Origin of the sequence: Brevundimonas intermedia, from assembly GCF_027922165.1 — a bacterium.
Lineage (GTDB): Bacteria > Pseudomonadota > Alphaproteobacteria > Caulobacterales > Caulobacteraceae > Brevundimonas > Brevundimonas intermedia.
This window is the reverse complement of record NZ_BSFD01000002.1, coordinates 45,743-69,712: the sequence shown is the minus strand read 5'-3', so window position 1 is coordinate 69,712 and position 23,970 is coordinate 45,743. Positions and strand designations below refer to the sequence as shown.

General features: G+C 66.8%; 20 protein-coding genes. 11 read left to right on the top strand and 9 right to left on the bottom strand.

Annotated elements, in window-relative coordinates; genetic code table 11:
* Positions 1–41: 41 nt before the first annotated feature.
* From PKE72_RS02885 to PKE72_RS02855, 7 genes are all read right to left on the bottom strand, one after another.
* Complete coding sequence (locus PKE72_RS02885; RefSeq protein WP_271163967.1) at positions 42–536, bottom strand: copper chaperone PCu(A)C; 495 nt, start codon at positions 534–536, stop codon at positions 42–44.
* A 13-nt stretch (positions 537–549) separates the two neighbouring features.
* The gene (locus tag PKE72_RS02880; protein WP_271163966.1) at positions 550–1,905 is read right to left on the bottom strand and encodes a PepSY-associated TM helix domain-containing protein; all 1,356 of its coding nucleotides are present in this window, start codon (positions 1,903–1,905) and stop codon (positions 550–552) included.
* Positions 1,905–3,968: a TonB-dependent receptor family protein gene (locus PKE72_RS02875; protein WP_271163965.1), complete on the bottom strand. Its 2,064-nt coding sequence runs from the start codon at positions 3,966–3,968 to the stop codon at positions 1,905–1,907. The genes PKE72_RS02880 and PKE72_RS02875 overlap by 1 nt, the downstream gene beginning before the upstream one ends.
* 66 nt (positions 3,969–4,034) lie before the next feature.
* Entirely contained in the window at positions 4,035–4,421 is a 387-nt protein-coding gene (locus PKE72_RS02870) for a hypothetical protein (RefSeq protein ID WP_271163964.1), read from the bottom strand.
* A gap of 37 nt (positions 4,422–4,458) precedes the next feature.
* Positions 4,459–5,079 carry an aminoacyl-tRNA hydrolase gene (pth, locus tag PKE72_RS02865; protein WP_271163963.1) on the bottom strand — a complete coding sequence of 207 codons (621 nt, stop codon included), beginning with the start codon at positions 5,077–5,079 and terminating at the stop codon, positions 4,459–4,461.
* 87 nt (positions 5,080–5,166) lie between these two features.
* On the bottom strand, positions 5,167–5,778 hold the full coding sequence (locus PKE72_RS02860; protein WP_271163962.1) for a 50S ribosomal protein L25/general stress protein Ctc: 612 nt from the start codon (positions 5,776–5,778) through the stop codon (positions 5,167–5,169).
* A 144-nt stretch (positions 5,779–5,922) separates the two neighbouring features.
* Positions 5,923–8,208: an ATP-binding protein gene (locus tag PKE72_RS02855; protein WP_271163961.1), complete on the bottom strand. Its 2,286-nt coding sequence runs from the start codon at positions 8,206–8,208 to the stop codon at positions 5,923–5,925.
* A 153-nt stretch (positions 8,209–8,361) separates the two neighbouring features.
* Here PKE72_RS02855 and PKE72_RS02850 point away from each other — a divergent pair, with 153 nt between their 5' ends.
* The 6 genes from PKE72_RS02850 (at position 8,362) to phoB (ending at position 15,043) form a co-directional block, all read left to right on the top strand.
* Positions 8,362–9,777 (top strand): sensor histidine kinase, encoded by a 1,416-nt coding sequence (locus PKE72_RS02850; protein ID WP_271163960.1) that lies wholly within the window; start codon positions 8,362–8,364, stop codon positions 9,775–9,777.
* 142 nt (positions 9,778–9,919) lie between these two features.
* Positions 9,920–11,350: a phosphate ABC transporter permease subunit PstC gene (gene pstC / locus PKE72_RS02845; protein WP_271163959.1), complete on the top strand. Its 1,431-nt coding sequence runs from the start codon at positions 9,920–9,922 to the stop codon at positions 11,348–11,350.
* On the top strand, positions 11,343–12,647 hold the full coding sequence (gene pstA, locus PKE72_RS02840) for a phosphate ABC transporter permease PstA (RefSeq protein WP_271163958.1): 1,305 nt from the start codon (positions 11,343–11,345) through the stop codon (positions 12,645–12,647). Before pstC ends, pstA begins: the two co-directional genes overlap by 8 nt.
* A 4-nt stretch (positions 12,648–12,651) precedes the next feature.
* Positions 12,652–13,605, top strand: a complete 954-nt coding sequence (pstB, locus tag PKE72_RS02835) for a phosphate ABC transporter ATP-binding protein PstB (RefSeq protein ID WP_271163957.1) — start codon at positions 12,652–12,654, stop codon at positions 13,603–13,605.
* Positions 13,605–14,333 carry a phosphate signaling complex protein PhoU gene (phoU, locus tag PKE72_RS02830; protein ID WP_271163956.1) on the top strand — a complete coding sequence of 243 codons (729 nt, stop codon included), beginning with the start codon at positions 13,605–13,607 and terminating at the stop codon, positions 14,331–14,333. Before pstB ends, phoU begins: the two co-directional genes overlap by 1 nt.
* A gap of 20 nt (positions 14,334–14,353) precedes the next feature.
* Positions 14,354–15,043, top strand: a complete 690-nt coding sequence (gene phoB / locus PKE72_RS02825; RefSeq protein WP_271163955.1) for a phosphate regulon transcriptional regulator PhoB — start codon at positions 14,354–14,356, stop codon at positions 15,041–15,043.
* A 35-nt stretch (positions 15,044–15,078) separates the two neighbouring features.
* On the opposite strand, the gene PKE72_RS02820 is transcribed toward phoB, so the two are convergent.
* Complete coding sequence (locus tag PKE72_RS02820; RefSeq protein WP_271164668.1) at positions 15,079–16,002, bottom strand: Hsp33 family molecular chaperone; 924 nt, start codon at positions 16,000–16,002, stop codon at positions 15,079–15,081.
* A gap of 209 nt (positions 16,003–16,211) precedes the next feature.
* On the opposite strand from PKE72_RS02820, the gene PKE72_RS02815 reads away from it, so the two are divergent.
* The 3 genes from PKE72_RS02815 to PKE72_RS02805 all read left to right on the top strand — a co-directional run bounded on the left by PKE72_RS02815 (position 16,212) and on the right by PKE72_RS02805 (position 21,588).
* On the top strand, positions 16,212–17,654 hold the full coding sequence (locus PKE72_RS02815) for an SDR family oxidoreductase (protein WP_271163954.1): 1,443 nt from the start codon (positions 16,212–16,214) through the stop codon (positions 17,652–17,654).
* Positions 17,655–17,775: 121 nt separating this feature from the next.
* Complete coding sequence (gene serA, locus PKE72_RS02810) at positions 17,776–19,668, top strand: phosphoglycerate dehydrogenase (RefSeq protein WP_271163953.1); 1,893 nt, start codon at positions 17,776–17,778, stop codon at positions 19,666–19,668.
* Between the two features lie 114 nt (positions 19,669–19,782).
* A complete protein-coding gene (locus PKE72_RS02805; RefSeq protein WP_271163952.1) occupies positions 19,783–21,588 on the top strand; it encodes an autotransporter domain-containing protein in 1,806 nt (601 codons plus the stop codon).
* Positions 21,589–21,610: 22 nt separating this feature from the next.
* Here PKE72_RS02805 and PKE72_RS02800 read toward each other — a convergent pair whose 3' ends face one another.
* Complete coding sequence (locus tag PKE72_RS02800) at positions 21,611–22,174, bottom strand: GGDEF domain-containing protein (RefSeq protein ID WP_271163951.1); 564 nt, start codon at positions 22,172–22,174, stop codon at positions 21,611–21,613.
* A gap of 168 nt (positions 22,175–22,342) precedes the next feature.
* Here PKE72_RS02800 and purE point away from each other — a divergent pair, with 168 nt between their 5' ends.
* A complete protein-coding gene (gene purE / locus PKE72_RS02795; protein ID WP_271163950.1) occupies positions 22,343–22,834 on the top strand; it encodes a 5-(carboxyamino)imidazole ribonucleotide mutase in 492 nt (163 codons plus the stop codon).
* On the top strand, positions 22,835–23,917 hold the full coding sequence (locus PKE72_RS02790; RefSeq protein WP_271163949.1) for a 5-(carboxyamino)imidazole ribonucleotide synthase: 1,083 nt from the start codon (positions 22,835–22,837) through the stop codon (positions 23,915–23,917).
* The last annotated feature ends 53 nt before the right edge of the window (positions 23,918–23,970 follow it).

Here is a 23,970-nt window from a genome sequence, read left to right as displayed (position 1 = left end):
CGGGTTCGATCCCGTTTGTCAGGCTCGCGCTGCAAAAGGCGTCAGTGGGCGCTGTGATCCATGCCCGCCATGGCCGCCATTGCGGGCTGGCGTACCGCCGCCTGAACCGTCACCTGGGGCGCCGAGGCGAACGTCAGGGTGATGGGCACGGTCTCGCCGGCGACCAGGGGCGCGGTCAGGCCGATCAGCATCAGGTGATTGCCGCCGGGCGCCAGGCCGACCGCCTGACCGGCCGGCAGCGGCAGGCCCTCGGTCAGCTGGGCCATCTTCATCATGCCGTTCTCGGTCTTCATCTCGTGGACCTGAAGCTCGGCCGCGCGGGGGCTGGCGCCGCCGGTCAGGCGGTCGTCGGTCGCGGCGGTCAGGGTGACGTAGCAGCCGCCGGCCTTGGCTCCGTTCGGCGACGGGCGGCACCAGGCGTCGGCGGCGGTCACGACAGCGGCCGTCGCCTCAGCGGCAGGGGCAGGCTTGTCCGCCGGCGGGTTGCAGGCCGCCAGAATGAGGGCGACGGCGGCGAGGGACAGATGGGTTTTCATGGCGTCGGTTCTTTCAGGAAACGGCGGGACGACGCCGGATCATCGGCCGCACGGCTCGATCGAGCAATACGGCGAAGACCAGGCTTAGGCCCGTCAGGGGATAGAGGAGGGCAAGTGGCAGGACGATGCCCAGGACAGCGGCGCGGACGCGCGGTCCGGGCGGGGCGGGCGGGCCGCCCAGGCGCAGGCGCGACAGGTTCGGCGGGCGGCGCTTCCACCACATGATCAGGCCGCTGATGGACAGCAGCCAGACGCCGATACAGCCCAGCAGCATGATGATGCGGTTCACCTGTCCAAACTGGGTGCCTTGGTGGGTGTAGATGCCCCATTCGATGGCCTTGGCGCCGACGCCGAACCGGTCGTAGCCGAGGTCGGCCAGCAGGCGCCCCGAGGCGGCGTCGATGTACAGGGACCGGCTGTCCTGGACCCGGCGGGCCTGGGTCGTGATCGTATAGGCCGTGCCGCCGGCGGCGGGGATGTTGACGGCGTAGGGCCGGGCCAGACCGGCGTCGTCGGCGGCTTTCAGCACCCGATCCAGCGCGCCGTGGCCCGCGTGGTCGTGGGTCATGACCATGCCGTCCATGGCCCAACCGGCGCCGATGGGCTGGTCATGATGTTCGGCGCGCTGCCAGGCCCCCGCGACCGGCGCCGGGGGGCGGCCCAGACCGCTGGACTTGACCGCGTCCATGACCGTGTCGCCCCAGAAGGCCGACCAGGGCATGCCGGTGACCGCCAGGAACAGCACGACCCCGCCGACATAGACGCCGGTCAGGGCGTGCAGGTCGCGCCAGAAGGGGCGTCGTCGTGTGTCGTTCGTCTGGGGCGAGAAGGTCGCCACGGCCCGTCCGCGCGGCCACCACAGATAGAGGCCGGTGGCGAACAGTATGATGGTCCAGCCCGCCACGATCTCGACTAGGATGTTGAACGGCCGACCCAGCAGGGTCAGGCTGTGGGTCTTCTTGACCAGTTCCATGAAGCCGCCGGCGGGAATGACGCCGGTCGCGCGGCCTGTGTGCGGATCGACGAAGACCGTCTTCTGCACCCCGTCGGGCCGATCCACGCGCAGGCGGACGGCCTGGTCTTTCCGGGCGGGCATGACCAGATTGGCGACCCGACCGCCGCCGGCGACCTGGGCCGCCGAGGCCACCCAGGTTTCCGGCGCGGTCTGGGTTTGGGCCGCCGGCACGCGGATCATGTCGCGATAGAGGGCGCCGTCGATCTCGTCCTTGAACAGATAAAGGCCGCCCGTCAGGGCCAGCAGCATCAGCACGGGCATGACGAAGACGCCGGCGTAGAAATGCCAGCGCCAGACGGCCCGGTAGGCGCCGGACAGATCGTCCGGCGCCTGGATTGCGGCCTTCCCGGCCATCAGTAGCTCATCCTGACGCCGACATAGGCCGAGCGGCCCTCGCCGGGGAAGAAGACGGCGGTGGATATGCTGGGCAGGCTGGCGTTGGTCACGGCGCTGAAGTTCGAGATATAGGCTTCGTCGAACAGGTTGCGGACGTCGGCGAAGACGGTCAGGCCTCGCCGTACCGTCCAGCCCATGTTCAGGTTCGCCACCGTATAGGCAGGCGACTTCAACTTGTTGGCGTAGTCGACCCAGGAATCCGCCATCGACCATTCCACGCTGGGCGCCACGAACCAGCCGGCCGAGTGATCATACCGCAGTTCGGCCCGGTACAGATGAGGCGGCACGACCGGCAGGTCATTGTCGCCGTACTTGCTGTCTCCGTCGAAGAAGAAGTCCGAGAAGGCGTAGGTCTGGCGCAGGCGCCACTGCGGTGCGATCCGCCAGTCGAGTCCAGCCTCGATGCCCTGGTGCACGGTCTGGTCGGCGTTGAAGGTGGCGGTGGTGCCTTGGGCGGCGTTTACGACGTAGTTCAGCAGCTCATGGTCCAACTCGGCGCGATAGGCGGTGACGTCCCATGTCACCGGGCCGCGGCGGCCGCGCGTGCCGACTTCCCAGGTCACGGCTTCCTGCGGGACCAGGGGCAGATAGCCGCTGGCGGTCGGCGACAAGGCCGAGAAGTTGGGCGGCTCGACCGAGCGGGTGACATTGGCGAAGACCTGATCGCCTTCCTCGCTTTCCCACAACAGGCCGGCGCGGGGGGCGAACCAGTCAAACGTCTTATCGACGGTCAGGTCGATCGTGCCGGCGACGCCGGGGACCACATAGCTTTGATAGTCGCGCTCAGCGCGGCCCCAGGTTCCCCCGGCGACCAGGGCCAGGCGGTCGGTGACGAACAGCCGCCCCTCGCCGAAGACGTCCAGCCCCTTGCCGTTCTGGAAGCTGCGGGAACGCAGGCCGTTCTGCTGGCCGGCCAGATTGCCCCATTGTTTGGCGTCCAGGTCGCCCTGGCGGTACCAGGCGCCGTAGAAGGCGTCGGCGCGCATGCCAAAGACCTGCCCCTGCCAGTCGAACCGGCCGAAGGCGCCGTAGTTGCGGCTTTCCTGATCGATCACCTGGAAGATGGGGTGGTCCAGATCCTTCCACGTCCCATAGACCGCGCCCTCGAACACGGTGGACTCGTCCAGCCGCCAGCGCGTCTGCAAGGTCGTTCGGATCGATTGCATATTGCGCTGATAATTCAGGGTGATGTTGCCCGGATTGGCCGCCGTGGGATCGTTCAGAGCGCCCGACAGGCTGACGCTGCCGGGGATTTCCTGATGGATGTCGCCGCCCGAGACCAGCAGCCGCACCTCGCGGTCCTGACCGAAGCTGCGGCCGATATTGGCCGAGAAGTTCAGGGACTTGCCCTCGCTCTGCTGACGCCAGCCGTCCACGCTCTGGCCGGTGACGGCGGCGAAGCCGTCCCAGTCGCCGCGAACGCCCGCCAACTCGGCATGGGCCCGCACCGTCCCATAGGAGCCGCCGTCCAGACGCAGGCTCAGGTTCGAGGCCGCCGTGCGGCCGGTCGGGGTGACCAGATTGACCGCCCCGCCCAGCAGGGCGCCGCCGAAGCGCAGGGCGTTGCCGCCCTTGTAGACTTCGGTGTAGCGGGCGATCAGCGGGTCGATTAGCTGGAAGTCGCCGAAACCGTCGGCCTCGTTGAACGGCACGCCGTCCTGGGCCAGCAGGGTGCCGCGATTGTGGCTGGAGTTGCCGATGCCCGAGCCGCGGATCGACAGACGAATGTCGCCGCCCCACTTCTTCTGGGCATAGACGCCCGGCGCGTCGCGCAGGACGTCGGCGAGGTTGGGGGCATAGCGGTCGGCGTAGGATTCTGCCGAGACGACGGCGACCGCGCCCGGCGTGCGAGACAGACGTTCCCGCGCCTCGGCGACGACCGCGGGGTCGTCGGCGTTGCGCCGGGCGGTGACGATGACGGTGTCGAGAACGGCAGGCTCGGAAGCCTGTTGGGCCAAGGCAGGGCTTGCCAATGAGGCAAGCAGCAGGGCGCAGGGCGCCGCAGTGGTCTTGAGAGACATGATGATCCTGAAGTCAGAACGAGAAGGGCGCGCGGGCGGAGGGCCGACGCGGGCTTTGTGTCTGGTTCAGGCGTGGGGTGGTGCTGTAGACGGCGGGCGCGGCGGGGCGCGGGCCGGCGGCGGGGGGCTGACGCGAGCTGGCGAATAGACGACCTGCTTGACCGTGCGGATAACCGACGCGGGCTCGGGCGCTGGCGGGGCGGGCAGGGCGGCGGCCAAAGGCATGACGCAGGCCGCGCACTTTGCGCCCTGATGCTTGTTGACCGGGCCGTCCATCCCGCCGGACTGGATGGTCTGTGGGCCTTCCGCCGAACAGATGACCAGGGGCTGGCCCGGCTGGGCGGCCGCCAGGGCTCCGAACGGCAGCAGGCTTCCAAGCACGAGGGAGAACACCGCCGCCAGGAAGGCGAGCGATTTCGATGTCGACCAATGATCGGCGTCGGAACGGGTCACGCCTCGGCTCTACGGCGTTTCGCCAAGGGCGTACAGGCTACAGTTCGCCGCGCGCCGCCTGTCGAGGGCTGAACTTGGGCGCGGGGGCCAGGCGCATGACCTCGCCCTGATAGCGCTCGTCGTCGCCGGCGGCGGCGAAGGGCAGGGCGTCGGCGCAGGCCTGCAGCAGGGCGTCCAGCCAGGGCTGCTCCGCCTTGTGGAAGTCGCCCAGGACGTGGGGCATGACCATCTCCTTCTCGCCGGGATGGCCGATCCCCATGCGGGCGCGACGGAAGTCGGCGCCCAGGTGGCTGATCAGGGACCGGACGCCGTTCTGACCCGCCGCGCCGCCACCGGTTTTCATGCGGAACCGGCCGGGGGCCAGGTCGATCTCGTCGTGGAAGACGATGATCTCCGACGGCTTGATCTTGTAAAAGCGCGCCGCTTCGCCGACCGCCCGGCCGCTCTCGTTCATATAGGTCTGGGGCTTCATGAGCAGGACCTTGACCGGCCCGTTCGCCGTCTCGACCTGACCCTCGCTGACGATCGACTGGAACTTGGCCCGCTCGGGGCCGAAGCGCCAACGCCGTGCGATCTCGTCAGCGGCCATGAAGCCGATGTTGTGGCGGTTCTTCTCGTATTTGGCGCCCGGATTGCCGAGGCCTGCGATGATGATCATGCCGTCCTCATGCCGTGTGCGTCGCACAAAGAAAAGCCCCGCCGCGGCGAACCGGGCGGGGCCTGATCTTGTCGATGCGGCGAAGACTTAGGCTTCGGTCGTCTCGGTGGCTTCGTCAGCGGCGGCCGAGAGGGCGGCGGACGAGACCTTGATCGTGGCGATCACGAAGTCGCGGTCGGTGATGGTGGCCTCGACGCCCTTGGGCAGGCTGATGTCCGAGAAGCGGATGGTGTCGCCCATCTGCGACTTGGCCAGGTCGACGACCAGTTCTTCCGGGATGCTGTCGGCCTTGACCAGGATTTCGACCGCGTGGCGGACGACTTCCAGCGAGCCGCCTTGACGGACGAACGGTGCGTCGTCGGCGTTCTTGAAGTGAACCGGCACTTCGATCTTCACCGGGGCGTGCTCGTCGACGCGCATCAGGTCGAAGTGCATCGGGCGGTCCGACACGGGGTCGAACTGAACGTCCTTGGCGATGACCGGCTGGGTCTCTTCGCCATACTTCAGCGTGACCAGATGGCCCAGCAGCTTGCCGGTGTAGAGCGACTTGCGGAAGTCCTTCTCGTTCACCGAAATGGAGACGGGGGCCTTGTCGCCGCCGTACAGGACGCCCGGCACGAAACCGGCGCGACGGGCGGCGCGGGCGCCACCGGTGCCGACGCCATCGCGGACGTCCACGTTCAGAATGATCTCGGCCATCTGGCTCGCCTCAACAACAACGGAAACACCGCGCCAACCCTGGGCCCGCGCGGCGGGGGTCATGAACCCTCGAATTCAAGAGCGCGGGCTATTACACGCATCATGACGGATGTGCAACCGCCATGGACGAGATCCCGCGCGAGATCAGGCCGCCTTGACCTCACCGTTCAGCAGGAGGCCAGGATCAGCGACGATGGTCAACAACTCGGCGGCGTCGAACGGTTTCGCCAGATGGTGGTCGGCCCCGGCGGCGCGTCCGGCCGCGACATGTTCAGGCATTGCGTTGGCCGTCAGCATTACGATCGGCACGCGGCCGTCGCCCATGGCCGCCTCGTGGAGACGAATCTCTCGCGTCGCGGTCAGCCCGTCCATCACCGGCATCTGCATGTCCATCAGCACCAGGTCGAAATCCTGGGTCCGGAACGCCTCGACGGCTTCGGCTCCGTTTTCCACAGTGAATATGTCGGCCAGAGCCTGGCCGAGAATCAGTTCTATGACGCGGCGATTGGTGGGGTGGTCGTCAGCAACCAGGACACGGACCCTATCTCGCCACTCGTCCGGTGCTGCTGCGGCTTTCGGTTCACTCTGCGCCGGCCTTTCGCAAACGATCATTGGAATGGTCAGCATGAAGGCCGAACCGCCTCCGGGCTCGCTCTCGCAGTCCAGATCGCCGCCCATCATCTCGGCCAGTTGTCGGCAGATGGACAGGCCCAGTCCGGAACCGCCGAACTTGCGCGTAATGCCGCCGTCGGCCTGTTCGAATCGGCTGAACAGGCGTTCGCGGGTCGCGGCGTCGAAGCCGATGCCCGTATCCTCGACCGTAAACCGCAGGGTGGCGCCCCCGTTGACGTCCGGACCGCGATGGACGGTCAGCCCCACAAAGCCCTGTGACGTGAACTTGACGGCGTTGGAGATCAGATTGGTTAGGACCTGTTTGAGGCGCACCACGTCGCCCCGAACCCACAGGCCTTCCTCGACATCGATATCGACGTGGAAGCCCAGATGCTTGTCTCGCGCATTCTCGGCATACAACTGCGCGGCTTCGCGTACGGCCACCTCCAGATCGAAGGCGTCCTCGGTCAGTTCAAGCTTGCCGGATTCGACCCGGGCCAGGTCCAGAATGTCGCTGAGCAGGGTCTGCAGCGTCCGGCCTGAAGCCTGCATCAGGTCCAGCATCTCGCGCTGGTCGGGGGTCAGTTCGGTCTTTGATAGAGCTTGAGACAGGCCGATCACGCCGTTCAGCGGCGTACGGATCTCATGGCTCATGTTGGCGAGGAATTGGCTCTTGGCGACGTTGGCGGCCTCGGCGGCGTCCCGGGCTTCGCGTAGGGCCTGGGCGTCTTGTTTCAGGGCCGTGATGTCGTTGCAGACGGTGACGGTGCCGCCTCCTGGCGTACGGCGATCCTGAATCTGCAGCCATTGGTCGCCGCCGACCTGCTGCTCGATGGTTGATGATCCTTGGCGGCGAATTCGGATTCGTTCCGCGATCCACTGTTCCTCACAGCCGATTGCTTCGTCATAGCGGCCTTCGTTGATGCCGATCTGAAGTATCTCCCTGAAGGTCATTCCGACCTTCAGGAAGGGCGCGAGTTCTGGATTCACCTCTGCATAGCGGGCGTTCCACAAGACCAGACGGTCATCGGCGTCATAGAAGCCCAGACCGTCCGACATGGCTTCGACCGCCTCGCGGATATGTCCCAGCGCGCTGGCCCGCGCCATATAGGCCATGAAGACCAGTCCGCCGCCGACGGCCACAATGGCCAGGGCGACAACGAAGACCACGGTGCGCATGGCGTCCGGCGAAAGACCGGTCTGTAGACCCATGCTGGGGTCTGGCGTCACGGTAATCGCGGCCATGCCGACGAAATGCAGGAAGACGATGGAAAGAGAGGCGCCCAAGGCGTTTAGCGCCAGTTGGCCGAGACTGCCCCGCTGATAGAAGAAGGCCGTTGTTCCGGCTATCGTCATGCCGCCGATTAGAGAGGCGAAGACAAGACCGGGGTTCCAACTGAGATGAACCGGCGCCTGGAGCGCGGCCATGCCCAGATAGTGCATCGCCGCGACGCCGGAGATGGCGATCAGGCCCGCCAGGACGCGGCGCGTCCGGTCGGCGCCAGACATAAATACGAAAACAGCCAGGCCGACAGCGGCGAAGATCATGAAAACGGACGCTGCCGTGAGCGCCACATCATAGGTCAGGTCAGCGGCGCCGACGTAGCCCTGCATTGCGATGAAATGTGTCGCCCAGATCGATAGAGAGCCAATCAAGCCCGCCGAAACCGCAAGACGCCGACGGCGTGCGCCGTCGGTGATTCGCGCGCGGTCGATGAAGCGAAAGGCCGAGCCCATCCCGGCAAGGCAGACAATCACGGCCAGCAGCGTCACCCGCCAGTCGTGGTCCTGCGAAATGCAATAAAGTACCCGGTGCACGGCGCCCCCTTCGACGGGAGACGATGACCCAAACTCCTAAACAAAGCGTGCGGCGAAGCTCAAATAAAACGATGGCGTGTGTCGGCGCGCCGTCACAGAATCCGTGCAAGGATCGGATTCCCTCGGCTGCCCATATGGAGGCCTGCGCCGCATATGCCTTACGAATCCTCGCCCTCACCCGTCGCGCCGATTTCGACTTCGCGTCTCTGGACCGTGGGAATCAGCATCGCGATCGCCGTAGGCGTGCTGTTGGGCTTGGCCTTCATTCATCCCGAGATCGCGAACTGGCTCATCGGCGGGGCGGTGATCGTGGCGATCTCGGCGTGGATACTGAACGCCCATCCCTCATCGACCACGCCTCTTCCAGAATCGACGGGCGCTCCGATCGAGAGGCCGTCGGACCCCATGAAGGCTGATCTGCAGGATCGGGTGTTCGAGGCTCTAGACGATCCGGTCCTGATCATCAGCGGGGGCGAGCCCGACGATATCGCCGGTCGGCGGATCGTCATGGCCAACAGCGCAGCGCGCGATCTTCTACGAATTCAAAGCCAGGGTGCGCTTCTTGTGCAGGTGCTGCGCGAGCCCGGCGTACTTGAAGCCGTGGATGAGGCGCTGTTCGGGGCGGTGTCGCGTACGACGGATTATACGACCGGCGGGCAAAGGGATCGGCGTTGGCGCGCCTGGACCCGGCCGCTGGGTCGCGGCGAGGGGGCTGGCGGCGGCGCCCCCCTGGCCATGGTCATCCTGCGTGACGAGACCGATGCGCGGCGAACCGAGATGATGCGCGTCGATTTCCTGGCCAACGCCAGCCATGAGCTGCGTACGCCCCTGGCTTCGCTCAGTGGGTTTATCGAGACGCTGAAGGGCCATGCGCGCGACGACGTCGCCGCCCGTGACCGCTTCCTGGACATCATGTCGGCTCAGGCGGATCGCATGGGCCGGCTGGTCGCCGACCTTCTGTCGCTCAGCCGGATCGAACTGAACGAGCATATTCCGCCGTCGGGTCGGGTGGATCTGGACCGCGCCGCCTCGGACGTCGTCGATGCGGTCAGCGTGCTGACCCAGGAGAAGCAGATCGATGTGGTGGTCGATCAGGGGGAGGCGAGGGCGTCAATCAGCGGGGACCGCGACGAAATTCTGCAGGTTGTCCAGAACCTGTTGGACAATGCGGTCAAATATTCCCCGAAGGGTGCGACGGTGGAAATTTCGGTGCGATCCGACCTGTCGTTTGACGAGGCCTGGGCCTCGCGCATGCCCGGGGCCACGCGGTTGCCGCTGGTCACGCCGGATCGGGCGGTCGGTGTCTTCTACGCCGCTGTGACGGTTCGCGACCACGGACCGGGCATGGCGCGTGAACACCTGCCGCGCCTGACCGAGCGCTTCTATCGCGTCGAGGGTCAAAAGAGCGGCGAGCGACAAGGGACGGGCCTGGGTCTGGCCATCGTCAAACACATTATCAACCGTCACCAGGGCGGTTTGGTGGTCGAAAGCGCCCCGGGCCTGGGCACCGCCTTCACCGCCTGGTTCCCGATGGTGATTGAGCGGCGGGACGCCCGAACAGCCGCCTGAAGCGGTGCGGCGGCTACGCTGTTACCGAACTGTCATCAACTCGTCTTAATGCGCTGACCATTCACAGGCAGTAGTCGCGCCGCGTCGAACCCGGATCCCCGGTCGCTTTTCGATTCGCGCCTGCCCCCGCTTCGGACCCGGAATGATCTGGATTTATCTGTTGTTTCTTGTTGCGCTCGGCGCCGCCGCCTTTTTAGGCGGTCGCGAGCTTGCGCGTCGTCGCGCGGTTGGGGCCAAGCCGCACTCGCGACCGGGCCAGCATGGCGCCTATGCCTTGATCTGGGTGGCGGCCCCCGCTTTGCTGGTGCTGATCCTTCTCAGCGTGTTTGCGACCCCGCTTGAACGCCAGCTGACCGCCGCCGGCACGCCCGAGGCTGTGGCGGCGCTTGAGCCCTTCCGTCGTGACGCCTTCTTCGCCGACGCCCATCGTGTCGGCCGCGGCGAGCCGGCCCTGCAAATCTGGGAACGCCCGCTGGCCGAGCAGCTTCCAGTCGAGGCGCGGCGCATGGTCAGCATCGAACGCACGCTGCAATGGGGCGGCGGGTTGGGCGCTATCCTCGCCGCTCTGATCGGGGGGCTGTTCGCTTTCAGTCAGATCAAGCCGCAGACCCGCGCCCGCAATCGGGTCGAGGGGTGGGTGTACGGCGCCCTGTTCGTCTGTTCCGCCATCGCGGTCCTGACCACCCTGGGCATCATCGCATCGCTGGCGTTCGACTCGCTGCGCTTCTTCCAGAAGGTGCCGGTGTTCGAGTTCCTGTTCGGAACCCAGTGGAGCCCGCAGATCGCCATTCGCGCCGACCAGGTCGGTTCGACCGGCGCCTTTGGGGCAGTGCCCCTGTTCGCCGGCACCCTGCTGATCATGCTGATCGCCATGTGCGTCGCGGCGCCGATCGGCCTGCTGTCGGCCATCTATCTGTCGGAATACGCCGGACGCACTACGCGGGCCGTGATCAAGCCGTTGCTCGAGATTCTCGCGGGCGTGCCCACCGTGGTCTACGGCTTCTTCGCCGCCCTGACGGTCGGGCCCATCCTGCGAGTCTTCTTCAACGAGATCGGGCTGTTCCTGATCGGCGGTCCCTTGGACGGTCTCGGCCAATACCTGGCCCTGGTGCAGAACCAGATGGCGCTGACCGCCGGCGCCGTCATGGGGATCATGCTGATCCCGTTCGTGTCATCCTTGTCCGACGACATCCTGAACGCGGTTCCACAATCGCTGCGCGACGGTTCGTTCGCCATGGGCGCGACCAAGTCCGAGACGGTGAAGCGGGTGCTGTTGCCAGCCGCTCTGCCAGGCATCGCCGGCGCCCTGCTGCTGGCCGTGTCGCGCGCGATCGGCGAGACCATGATCGTGACCATGGCCGCCGGCCTCGCCGCGAACTTGACCTTCAATCCCTTGGACACGGTCACCACCGTCACGGTGCAGATCGTCACCCTGCTGACCGGAGACCAGGAGTTCAACAGCGCCAAGACCCTGTCCGCCTTCGGCCTGGGGCTGACCCTTTTCCTGGCGACCCTGGTGCTGAACATCGTGGCGCACCGGATCGTCCAGACCTACCGGGAACAATATGACTGACGCGACCCCCGATCAGATCGACGGCGCGGCCGCGAAGGGGCGGCTGGATCGTCTGCGCGCCGGCCTGAAACGCCGCCATGCCAAGGAAGCGCGGTTCAAATGGTTCGGTCGGCTGGCGATCGCCGCCGCCATGGTCTTCCTCGCGGTCCTGCTCGTGCGGATCGTCGAGCAGGGCCACACCGCCTTCTATACCCACACGGTGACGGTGCCGGTCTATATGGATCCGGCTCGCATCGACCGCGCCTATCCGCAAGGCTCCAACTTCGAGCAGCTTGCAGCCGAGCAGCAGTTGGCGCGCTGGGGCATTCAGGACGACGCGGCGGGTACGGCCTCCAGTCAGATGAAGGCGCTGTTCTCGTCCGAACTCAAGTTCGTGGCCGCGGATCTGGTGGCGAAGCGGTCGGACGTCATTGGCGAGACCGTGCCGCTGGCGGTTCCGCTTTCGGACGACGCGGACCTGTATCTGAAGGGGGAGATCTCCCAGTCGACGCCTCAGGATCAGCGCCGCATCAACGACCGTCAGATCGCCTGGCTGGAGCGGATGCAGGCCGAGGGCGTGGTCGGATCCCACTTCAACACAGCCCTGTTCACCAACGGCGATTCGACCCAGCCAGAACTGGCCGGCGTCCTGGGCGCCGTGGTCGGTTCGGCTCTGATGCTGATGGTCACCGCCCTGATCGCCATTCCGCTGGGCGTCGGCGCCGCGATCTGGCTTGAGGAGTTCGCGCCCAAGAACAAGTTGACCGACATCATTGAGGTCAACATCAATAACCTCGCGGCTGTGCCCTCCATCGTCTATGGCCTGTTGGGCTTGGCGCTGTTCATCAACTGGATGCATCTGCCGCGCGCCAGCCCGATCGTCGGCGGTCTGGTTCTGGCCCTCATGGCCCTGCCCACCTTGGTTATCGCCACGCGCTCGGCCCTGAAGGCCGTGCCGCCGTCCATTCGCGAGGCGGCCCTGGCCATGGGCGCCTCCAAGACGCAGACGGTGTTCAGTCATGTCCTGCCGCTGGCCATGCCCGGCGTCATGACCGGCGCCATCATCTCCATGGCTCACGCCCTGGGCGAGACCGCGCCCCTGCTGCTGATCGGCATGGTCAGCTTCGTGCCGGGCGTGCCGCACGCCATCGACCAGCCGGTCGGGGCGCTGCCGTCGCTGATTTATATCTGGGAGAACGCCTCCGAGCGGGCGTTCCATGAACGCACCGCCGCTGCGATCATCGTTCTGCTGGTCTTCATGATCATCATGAACGCGGCGGCCATCATCCTGAGGCGGCGCTTCGAGCGTCGGTGGTAAGAGAATGAAATTCCGTATTTTCCGCTCCGCCGAAGATCAGACCGGGTCCGGCCCCGTCGATCCCACCGAAACCCCGCGCATGGGTGGCCAACTCCTGCCTGAAGCCACGGCGACCTCGAAGGCGAAGGCCACGGAGGAGCCCCGCGCTTACGAGGCGTCGGACCTGCCTGGCCCGACCGTGGTCGACAGTCCTCCCGTCGGACCGATCAAGATCGCTGCGCGTGACGTCTCGGTCTTCTACGAGGGCAAGCAGGCGCTGTACGACGTCTCGCTGGACATTCCGGACAAGACCGTCACGGCTCTGATCGGGCCGTCGGGTTGCGGCAAGTCGACCTTCCTGCGGACCATGAACCGCATGAACGACACGATTTCCGGCGCCAAGGTGACCGGCCGGATCGCCATGGACGGCGAAGACATCAACGACCGCTCCATCGACCCCGTTCTGTTGCGCGCCCGTGTCGGCATGGTGTTCCAGCGTCCGAACCCCTTCCCCAAGTCGATCTACGAAAACGTCGCCTATGGCCCCAAGATCCACGGGCTGGTCAGCGCCAAGTCCGAGATGGACGGCGTGGTCGAGAGCGCCCTGAAGCGCGCCGGTCTGTGGGATGAGGTCGCCGACCGCCTGCAGTCGTCCGCCATGGGTCTGTCGGGCGGTCAGCAGCAGCGTCTGGTCATCGCCCGCGCCATCGCCGTGAACCCGGAAGTGATCCTGATGGACGAGCCCTGCTCGGCCCTGGATCCCATCGCCACGGCGCGGATCGAGGAACTGATCGACGAACTGCGCGAGCGGTTCTGCATCGTCATCGTCACCCACTCGATGGCCCAGGCCGCGCGGGTGTCGCAACGCACCGCCTTCTTCCACATGGGCCGTCTGGTCGAGACCGGGGACACGGAAGACATCTTCCAGAACCCACGTGAGCGCCGCACCCTGGACTATATCACCGGAAGGTTCGGCTGATGAACCAGCATACGGTCAAGGCCTACGGCGACGAGCTGAACCAGATCACGGCCGAAGTCGCCCGCATGGGCGGTCTCGCCGAGGCCCAGGTTTCGGACGCTATCGACTCCGTCGCCCGACGCGACATCGCCTTGGCGCGGGCTGTGGTTGAGCGCGACCTGAAGCTGGACGCCCTTCATCGCGACATCGAGAAGAAGGCGATCCGCCTGATCGCCCTGCGTCAGCCGGTCGCCAGCGACCTGCGTCGCACCCTGGGCGCCATGAAGATGGCTTCGGATCTGGAACGCACCGGCGACCTGGCCAAGAACATCGCCAAGCGGGCGCTGATCCTGGCGGAGAGCGAGCCGATGCAGCCGCTGACCCGTTCGATCGAACGGATGGGGCGGCTGGTCTCGACGCGGCTGCGCGACGTGCTGGACGCCTATACGGCCTCGGAACTGGATCGCGCCGTGGCCGTCTGGCAGACGGACGACGAGGTCGACGAGCACTACAACTCGCTGTTCCGCGAGCTTCTGACCTATATGATGGGCGATCCCCGCACGATCGGGGCCTGCACCCATCTGCTCTTCATGGCCAAGAACCTTGAGCGGATCGGCGATCACGCGACCAATATCGCCGAGACCGTCCATTACGAGATCACCGGCGACGACATGTTGGGCGAACGCCCGCGTGCGCATCCCGGCGCCGAAGACGAAGCCTCTACCCCCAACCTGACGACCTCGCACTAAGCCGAGACCGGAGACCTGACGTGCAGCCCTATATCCTTGTGATGGAAGACGAGGACGCGCTGGCGACCCTGCTTCAGTACAATCTCGAGAAGGAAGGTTACGACGTCACCGTCGCCGCCGACGGCGAGGAGGGCATGCTCCAGATCGACGAGCGTCAGCCCGACCTGGTGCTGCTGGACTGGATGCTGCCCAAACTGTCGGGCATCGAGGTCTGCCGCCGTATCCGCGGCAAGGCCGAGACGCGCAACCTGCCGGTCATCATGCTGACGGCGCGGGGCGAAGAGAGCGACCGGGTCCGGGGTCTGGACACCGGGGCCGACGATTATCTGACCAAGCCCTTCTCGATGGTCGAGCTGATCGCCCGCATCCGGGCCGTTCTGCGCCGCATCCGGCCGGGCCTGGCCGACGACCGCCTGAACCACGGCGACATCATCATCGACCGCGTGTCGCACCGGGTGAAGCGCTCGGGCCAGGAGGTGCATCTGGGCCCGACCGAGTTCCGACTGCTGGACCACTTCATGCAGCACCCGGGCCGGGTGTTCAGCCGTGAACAGCTGCTGGACGCGGTCTGGGGCTCGGACGTCTATGTCGAAGCCCGCACCGTTGACGTCCATGTCGGCCGGCTGCGCAAGGCGCTGAATATCGGCGAAAGCGCCAACCCGATCCGTACCGTCCGTTCAGCCGGCTATTCGCTGGATCTGGAAGGCTGAGAGAAGGGCGGCCGTACCGGCCGCCCGTCTTCGTTTTAGATCTGTTCAGCCACGATCTCGTCCGGCTCAAGGGCGTATACTGTGGCGCAGTATTCGCAGGTGACGCGGATCTTGCCGTCATCCTCGACCATGTCGGCGCGTTCGGCCGGGTCAAAGGAGGCTAGGACCGAGGCGATGCGGTCGCGCGAGCAGCGGCACACCGCCGTCAGTTCGCGCGCCCCCTCCAGCCGCACGCCGTCCTCGTGGAACAGGCGGAACAGCAGGGTTTCCGGCGAGATGGTCGGGTCGATCAGCTCGTCATCGCCCAGGGTGCCGAACAGGGCGCGGGTGCGGTCCCAGACCTCCTCGGTCGAGCCGCGCGCCTCGTCCCCGGCGATGATCTGGATCATGGCCCCGCCGGCGCGCCACTGCGAACCGGCCTCGGTCAGAACCTCGCCTACGGCCAGGCGGACCTTGGTCGGGACCTGTTCGGACTGCTGGAAATAGTGTTCGGCGCACAGCGACAGGCTTTCGCCCTCGATAGGGGTGATGCCTTGCGTGCGCTCGAAGTCGGGACCGCGATCCAGGGTCATGACGAAGACCCCCTGGCCCAGCAGCGTCTGCGCGCCGGGACGGGCGAAGCCCTTGGAGGCCTCGGCCACCTCGGCCTCGTCATAGCGGCAGTAGCCGCGCAGCGAGCCGTCGGTGCCGTAGTCGGCGACGACATAGCGGACCGGTCCGTCGCCCTGGGCCTGGACCATCAGGCGGCCCTCGAACTTCAGGCTGGAGCCGATCAGCGCCGCAAGCGCACAGGCCTCGCCCAGCAGGGCGGCGACCGGCTCGGGATAGGCGTGGGCCGCGAGGATCTTGTCGATGGTCGCACCCAGGCGGACCAGGCGGCCGCGCACGGGCCAGCCCTCGATCTGGAAGGCGGCGGCCAGGTCGTCGGAAACGGCGGATTGAGGCGCGTGATCGGTCACGGCGAAGTCCTTGGAAAACGTCATTTCGGGATCGCGGCTATTTAGGCATCCAAAGCCCCGTTGATAAGGGGGCGAGGTCGGTGGTGAATATCGGCCGATCCGGGTGCGGCGATCTAAGGCGCGCCGTCGCCTCGAAAAACCTGTAGAATCCGGCTCTACAAACCATGGAGAACCTCGAGAATTTGTCGAGGCGGAATGCAAGGACGACCATGCACGCTAAACCTGTGCTGAAGCCTCTGGGCGAGCAGTCCATCGTCGTCACCGGCGCGACGTCGGGCGTCGGTCTTGCGACGGCGCGTCGGGCGGCGCGGGCCGGAGCCAAGGTGTTTCTGATCGCGCGGGGCGAGGCGGATCTGCGGGCCCTGTGCGAAGAGTTGCAGGCGCAGGGATCGCGTGTCGCCTGGGCGGTGGCCGATGTGTCGGACGCCGAGGCGCTGAAGGCGGCTGCGGACAAGTGCGTGCGGCTGTTCGGGGGCTTCGACACCTGGGTCAACAACGCCGGGGTAGGGCTGTTCGGACCGATCCGCGAAACGACGCTGGAGGATCAGCGGCGGCTGTTCGAGACCAACTACTGGGGCGTGGTCAATGGCGCTATGGCGGCCGTCGAACATCTGCGGACGCGGCAGGGCGGCGGGGCGATCGTCAATGTGGGTTCGATCCTGTCGGACCTGCCTCTGCCGGTGCAGGGCGTCTACGCCGCGTCCAAACATGCGGTGAAGGGGTTCACCAACGCCCTGCGGATCGAGCTGTTGCGGGAACAGGCGCCGGTGACGGTCAGCCTGGTGAAGCCGGGTGCGATCGACACGCCCTACAGCCGGCATGCCCGAAACCTGACGGGGCAGGCCATGCACAATCCACAGCCGGTCTATGCGACCCATGTGGTCGCCGACACCATCCTGTACTGCGCCACTCATCCGATCCGCGAGATCACGGTGGGCGGGGGAGGGCGCGTCATCGCGTCTTTCTACTCAGCTTTGCCGGGGATTGCGGAACCTCTTCTGGCGCGGTTCGCTCCTTCGCTGATGCGGGACCGCCGTTCCGCCTATCGGCCGTATGACGACGGGCTCTATGATCCCACCGAAGACGGCCTTGATGAAGAGGTTCACTATCCCATGGTCCGTAATTTCAGCGCCTTGGCGGAAGTCCGCAAACATCCGGGCGTCACCGCCGGCAGCCTCGTCGCCCTCGCGGCCGGCGCCGCCGTGGTCCTGTATCTGACTCAGCGCAGCGGACCGACGCGCTATCAGCGCATCCGGACCCGCATCGATCCGCGCGGCTGGGTCGACACCGCTGACCTGCGGGACCGGTTCCATGACGCTGTCGACGCCTTCCGTTATCGCGCCGAGGAAGCAGGCGAGCGAGCGAGCGAGTTCTCGCGCGACGCTGGTCACCGCGCCTCAGACGCCGTGCATGACGCGCGCTCGCGTGCGGACGAGCTGTTCCGCTCGACCCGCAAGGGCTCCAAGAAGGCGCTGAAGAAGCACGGCAAGACGGCGCGCCGTTACGCCGACGACGCCGGCGCCTATGCGCGTGATCATGCCCGTGAAGGCGGCGCGCTCCTGGCTGTCGCCACTATTGCGGCCGCTGTCGGCGCAGCCGTCTTGGAAAGCCGTCGTCCGGACAGCCACGTGCGCCGCATCGCGCGCTTCTGATATTTCTTGCCGCCCGTTGCGACGAAAATAGCGACGGGCGGCAAGGTTTAAGCGCAACTGATCGCCTTGATCAGCACGGCTCGGCTTTGCCGCAGCCGCGAAGGCCGCTAATACGCCGCCCATGAGCGCGCGCCCCACATTGATCTTCGACTTCGATTCGACCCTCGTCGCCTTCGAGACGCTGGAAGCCTTGGCCGATGTCGCCCTGGCGGACTCGCCCGAGGCTGAGAAGACCCGGGCCGAGATCGCGGACCTGACCGACAAGGCCATGGCGGGCGAACTGGCTTTCGGCGAGGCTTTGCGTCGTCGTCTTGCGCTTCTGCCTCTGACTCGCGCCCATGTCGCGGCCCTGGCGGAGACGGCGCCGGATCATCTGACCGCCTCAGTGCGTCGGAACCTGAACTTCTTCCAGCAGCACAAGGGCAAGGTGGTCATTCTGTCCGGGGGCTTTCGCGAGGTCATCGCGCCGGTGGCCGAGATGCTCGGAGTCTCCGCAGACCGGGTGCTGTGCAACGACCTGGTCTATGACGCCGACGGGCGGGTGACGGGCGTCGATGACGCCAATCCCTTGTCGCAGGCCGACGGCAAACCGGCCGTCATCCATGCCCTGAAGCTGTCGGGCCGGGTCGTCATGATCGGCGACGGCTGGAACGACGCCGAGGTCAAGTTGGCGGGCGCAGCAGACGCCTTCTACGCCTTCACCGAGGTCGCCCGCCGCGCGCCGGTGGTCGAGGTCGCCGACGCCGAGGCCGCTTCACTGGACGAGGTGCTGCACGCCGAGGGACTGGTCGGCCGCTGGTCCTTCCCGCGCAGCCGGATGAAGATGCTGCTGCTCGAGAATATCCACCCTGCCGCCGTCGAACGGCTGGAGGAGGCCGGCTATTCGGTCGAGACGCTCAAGGGCGCCCTGGATGAGGATGACCTGATCGCCGCCATCAAGGGCGTGCATGTGCTGGGCATCCGCTCCAAGACCACGGTCAGCCGCCGGGTGCTGGAAGAGGCCGACCGGTTGATGGCGATCGCGGCCTTCTGCATCGGCACCAACCAGATCGATCTGGACGCCGCGGCAGATCACGGCGTGGCGGTGTTCAACGCCCCCTATTCGAACACCCGCTCGGTCGTCGAACTGGCCATTGGTCTGATGATCGTCCTGATGCGCGACGTGGTGGACAAGTCGGCCGCCATGCACGTGGGTCAATGGAACAAGTCGGCGACGGGGTCGAAGGAACTGCGCGGCAAGACCCTGGGCATCGTCGGCTATGGCGCCATCGGCAGCCAGTTGTCGGTCCTGGCCGAGAACCTGGGCATGCGGGTGCTGTTCTATGACCTGTCGGAGCGGCTGGCCCTGGGCAACGCCCGGCGCATGCGCTCGCTGGACGCCCTGCTGGCCGAGAGCGATGTCGTGACTCTGCACGTCGATGGGCGGCGCGAGAATTCCAACATCTTCGGCGCGGCCCAGTTCGCCCGGATGAAGGAGGGGGCGCTGTTCCTGAACTTGTCGCGCGGTCACGTCGTGGATGTGGGCGCCCTGGCCCAGGCCATGGGCTCGGGTCGGGTCGCCGGGGCGGCGGTGGACGTCTTCCCCGAGGAGCCGCGCACCAACTCGGACCCGTTCGAAAGCCCATTGCAGGGAATGAAGAACATGATCCTGACGCCGCACATCGGCGGATCGACCGAGGAGGCCCAGGAAGCCATTGCCGAGTTCGCGGCTGAGCGGCTGCTGGGCTATCTGAACCGGGGCGACACCACCTTCAGCGTCAATCTGCCGAACGTGCAACTGGCCGAGGTGTCGGGCGCGCACCGTATCCTGCACATCCACAAGAACCAGCCGGGCGTGTTGGCCGAGCTGAACCGGGCCCTGGCGGCGGCGGGGCTGAACATCCTGGGTCAGCACCTGAAGACCGACGAGCGCACCGGCTATGTCATCACCGACGTGGACCGGGACTATGATCCCGAGGCGTTGCGGACGCTGAAGACCGTGCCGGGGACGCTGAAATTCCGCACCCTGCATTGACGTAAGGCGGCGATATCTTCCGAAGGCTGACGTAGCGGCATCTTGCGCTCGCCGCTGAGTGGCGCATCCTCCCGTGTAACGGTCGCGATACATGACGACCGTGGGAGGAAATAAATGTCACGCTATCTCACCGGCGGCGCCGTCGCCGCTCTGGTCGTCGCCGCCTGCGCCTTTGCGGGCTCGGCCTCGGCCCAGACCTATAATCGCCTGGTCGTGTTCGGCGACAGCCTGAGCGACAACGGCAATCTGTATCTGGCGTCCGGCGGCACGCAGCCGGCCTCGCCGCCTTATTATCAAGGGCGCTTCTCCAGCGGCCCGGTGTTCACCGAACTGCTGGGCTTCAACGCGGTCAATTTCACCGGCTCCGTCAGCGGCAGCATCAACTACGCCTTCGGGGGCGCTCGCACCGACGCCTCGGTGGGCCCACCGCCGGGCATGCTGACCCAGCTCGCGGCCTATACCAGCCGAGGCGGGACCTTCGGGGCCAATGACCTGGTCAGCGTCCTGGGCGGCGCCAACGACATCTTCCAGGGGCTGCCTGCCGCCGGGGCCTCGTCCAGTCCGGTAGGGGCCATCACGCCTGTGGCGACGACGGCCGCCGCCAACATCAACAGCCTGGTCAACAGCGTCGCCGGTGCGGGGGCGGGGACCATACTGGTCACCAATCTGCCGAAGCTCAGCCTGACGCCGCAGTTCCGCGGTACGGCTGCGGCGCCGCTGGCCGACTATGCGGTGACGACCTTCAACTCGAGCCTGCTGACGGGTTTGAACACCACGGCGGCCGCGCGTCCCGGCAGCAACATCATCCTGATGGACCTGTTCAAGATCGGCGACACCATCGCCGCCAATCCCGGCCAGTTCGGCATCACCAATGTCACCCAGGCCTGTTTCAACGGGGTGACGGTCTGCTCGAACCCTAACAGCTACTTCTATTTCGACGGGGTCCATCCCACCGCAGCCGGGCACCAGATCATCGCCCGTCTGGCGACCGACTACCTCTACTATGGCGATATCGGGTCCCAGGCCGCCTTGCAGGGCGAGACCGCCTTCCGGCACCGCGAGGACGCTCTGGATGCGGCGAGCGAAGCCCTGTCCGGTCGTGAAGCCTGGGAGGCGGGCGTCGCGATCACAACCTCGGCCATGGTCGATAGTGTGGACACGGACGCGCGGGGCGCGGTCACTGAGTCCTCCAGCGACGGCTGGGGCGGTCGGATAGCGCTTGAGGCCGGACCGTCGGCGAACTGGCGGTTCGGTATGGCCGGCACGGCGCGCAAGACCGATGTCGAGAGCCAGGCCCTGACCTTCAATGTCGAGAGCTTCGGCCTGGACCTGTATGGCGGCTGGCGCTCCGGCGATCTGTTCGTCAATGCGGCGGTCGGGGTCGCGCGCGACAATATCGACGACATCGAGCGCGTCACCAGCCTGGCCCCCATCGTCCACACGGCCGAGACCCGCGCCCTCAGCACCGGGGCGCGACTGCAGGGCGGGATGTGGTTCGACATGGGGGGCGTGGCCCTGTCGCCTCGCGCCGCCGTGACCTGGGCCACCAGCGACGTCGACGGCTATTGGGAGCAGGGCGTCGCCGCCCAGTACGAATATGAGGACCGCGAGATGAAGGCGATCAGCGGCGAGGTTGCTCTGCGGGCCGAGGCGGAAATGGGCGGGTTCGGCCTGTTCGCCGAGGGCGGCTATCGCGACGCGCTGGACGACAGTTCGGATCCGGTGCGCATCGGCCTTTATAACAACCCGGCGCAGGTGCTGGAGCGGGAGGTCGAGGATCCCTTCGGCGGCCAGTTCCTGGCCTTGGCCGGGGTCGAAGGGTCGGTCGGGCCGGTCAAGGTGACGATCGCCTATCGCGGCCGATACGGCGAACACGCCGACAGCCATATGGGCGGCATTCAGCTGCGGCTGCCGTTGTAAGACAAGGGGCGGGGAAGGGGCGTCAGCGCCCCTTCTTTCGCACCCACATGGCGGCGTCGGCCTCGGTCAGCCAGACCTCGGGGTCCGAATGGCCGTCCCAGGCGCGGACGCCGAACGAACCGCCCAGCGGGGTCTGCTGGCCGTTCCAGACAAAGCCTTCGGTCCTCAGCGCCTCTGCCAGTTGCCGCGCCTTGGCCCGGCCTTCCTCAACGCCTGCGTTCAGCATCAGCAGGGCGAACTCGTCGCCGCCGAGCCGACCGACGGCGTCCGATTCCCGCAAATGCCCGAGCATCATCCGCGCCACCGCCACCAGGGCGGCGTCGCCGGCCGCATGGCCCAGCCGGTCGTTGACGCCCTTGAACCCGTCCATGTCGAGGTACAGCAGCACGGCCGGCACGTCGTGCCGCTGGCAGTAGGCCATGGTGCGCTGAAGAGCGGCGACGAAGCCCCGCCGGTTCAGGGCTGGGGTCAGGACGTCATGGTCGGCCGCCGCCTCGGCCGCAGCGGCGCGCTGCTTCCAGGCGTCCAACTCGGCGCGCAGGCGCGCGATCTCGGCGGTCAGGTCGTGTTCGGCCACGTCGGTCACGGCGCAGGCTGGCTCCGGCGGCGCGACTCAACCGGACGCGCGATAGGGCGATGTTAGAGGGTGAACGCCCCGGATTGAAGGCTGCGCCGTATGGAATCCGGTCTGGTCGGTTGCGGGCGTCCGCCGGGTGCTGTAACGGGCGGCCTTTCCGCGAGGGGCCTTGAAGATATGGCGACTTCCGCAACGCCGGTGGCGATCATCATGGGCAGTCGGTCCGATTGGCCGACGATGAAGCTGGCCGCCGACAAACTGGATCAGTTGGGCGTCGCCTGGACGGCCAAGGTCGTCAGCGCGCACCGCACGCCCCAGCGGCTGGTCGAGTTCTCGACGGGCGCCAAGGCGGCAGGCTTCAAGGTCATCATCGCCGGGGCCGGGGGCGCCGCCCACCTGCCGGGCATGGCCGCCTCGATGACCGAGCTGCCGGTGCTGGGCGTGCCGGTTCAGTCCAAGGCCCTGAAGGGCATGGATAGTCTGTTGTCCATCGTGCAGATGCCGGCCGGGGTTCCGGTCGCCACCCTGGCCATCGGCGAGGCGGGCGCCGCCAACGCCGGCATTCTGGCCGCCCAGATCCTGGCCCTGTCGGACGAGGCCTTGGCCGCCCGTCTTGCCGCCTTCCGCGCCGCCCAGACGGATTCCGTCGCCGAAACCGTCGAGGACTGAGTGCCCACGCTTCCGCTTCCTCCCGGTTCGACCCTGGGCATTCTCGGCGGCGGCCAATTGGGCCGGATGCTGAGCCAGGCCGCGTCGCGCCTGGGCTTTGACGTGGTCATCCTGGACCCGGAGCCGGACAGCCCCGCAGGCCGGGTCTCAACCGCCCAGATCGTCGCCGCCTATGACGATCCCGAGGCCCTGACGGCGCTTGGCCGGGCCGCGGACGTGGTGACCTTCGAATTCGAGAACGTGCCCGCCGCCTCCATCGAGCGGCTGGCCGAGGCCGGGGCCCTGGTCGCGCCGGGACCGACGGCCCTGCGCATTTCGCAGGACCGGGTGGACGAGAAGACCTTCCTGAACGCCGTCGGCGCCCCGACGGTCGCCTTTGCCGTGGTCGATACGCTGGACGACCTGGTCGTGGGGTTGACGGAGCTGGGCCTGCCCGCCCTGCTGAAGACCCGGCGCGAAGGTTATGACGGCAAGGGCCAGGTCTGGATCCACGCCATCGAGGACGCGCCCGCCGCCCTGGAAAGCCTGGGCGGCCGCCCGGCGATCCTGGAGGCCAAGGCGACCTTCGTGCGCGAACTATCGGTCATCGCCGCCCGCGACTGGGACGGGCATATGGCGGTCTATCCGCTGGGTGAGAACCGGCACGAGGGCGGGGTGCTGCGCACCACCCTGGCCCCGGCCACGGTGGACGAGAAGACCCAGGTCCGCGCCCGCGCCATCGCCGAGGCTATTCTGGACGGGCTGGACTATGTCGGCGTCGTTGGGGTCGAACTGTTCGACCTCGGGGACGACGTGCTTCTGGTCAACGAGATCGCGCCCCGCGTCCACAACACCGGCCACTGGACCCAGGACGGCTGCGTCTGCGACCAGTTCGAACAGCATATCCGCGCCGTCGCCGGCTGGCCGCTGGGCCCGACGACGGCCCACGCCCGCGTCGAGATGACCAATCTTCTGGGCGACGAGGTCGATCAATGGCGGGTGCTCTCAGCCAAGTCGGACGAGCGTCTGCACCTGTACGGCAAGACCGAGGCCCGTCCGGGTCGCAAGATGGCGCATGTGAACCGGGTGCTGGGCGCGGTCTAACCGTCAGTCCTGCCGACCCTCGCTCCGTCATCCTCGGGCTTGACCCGAGGATC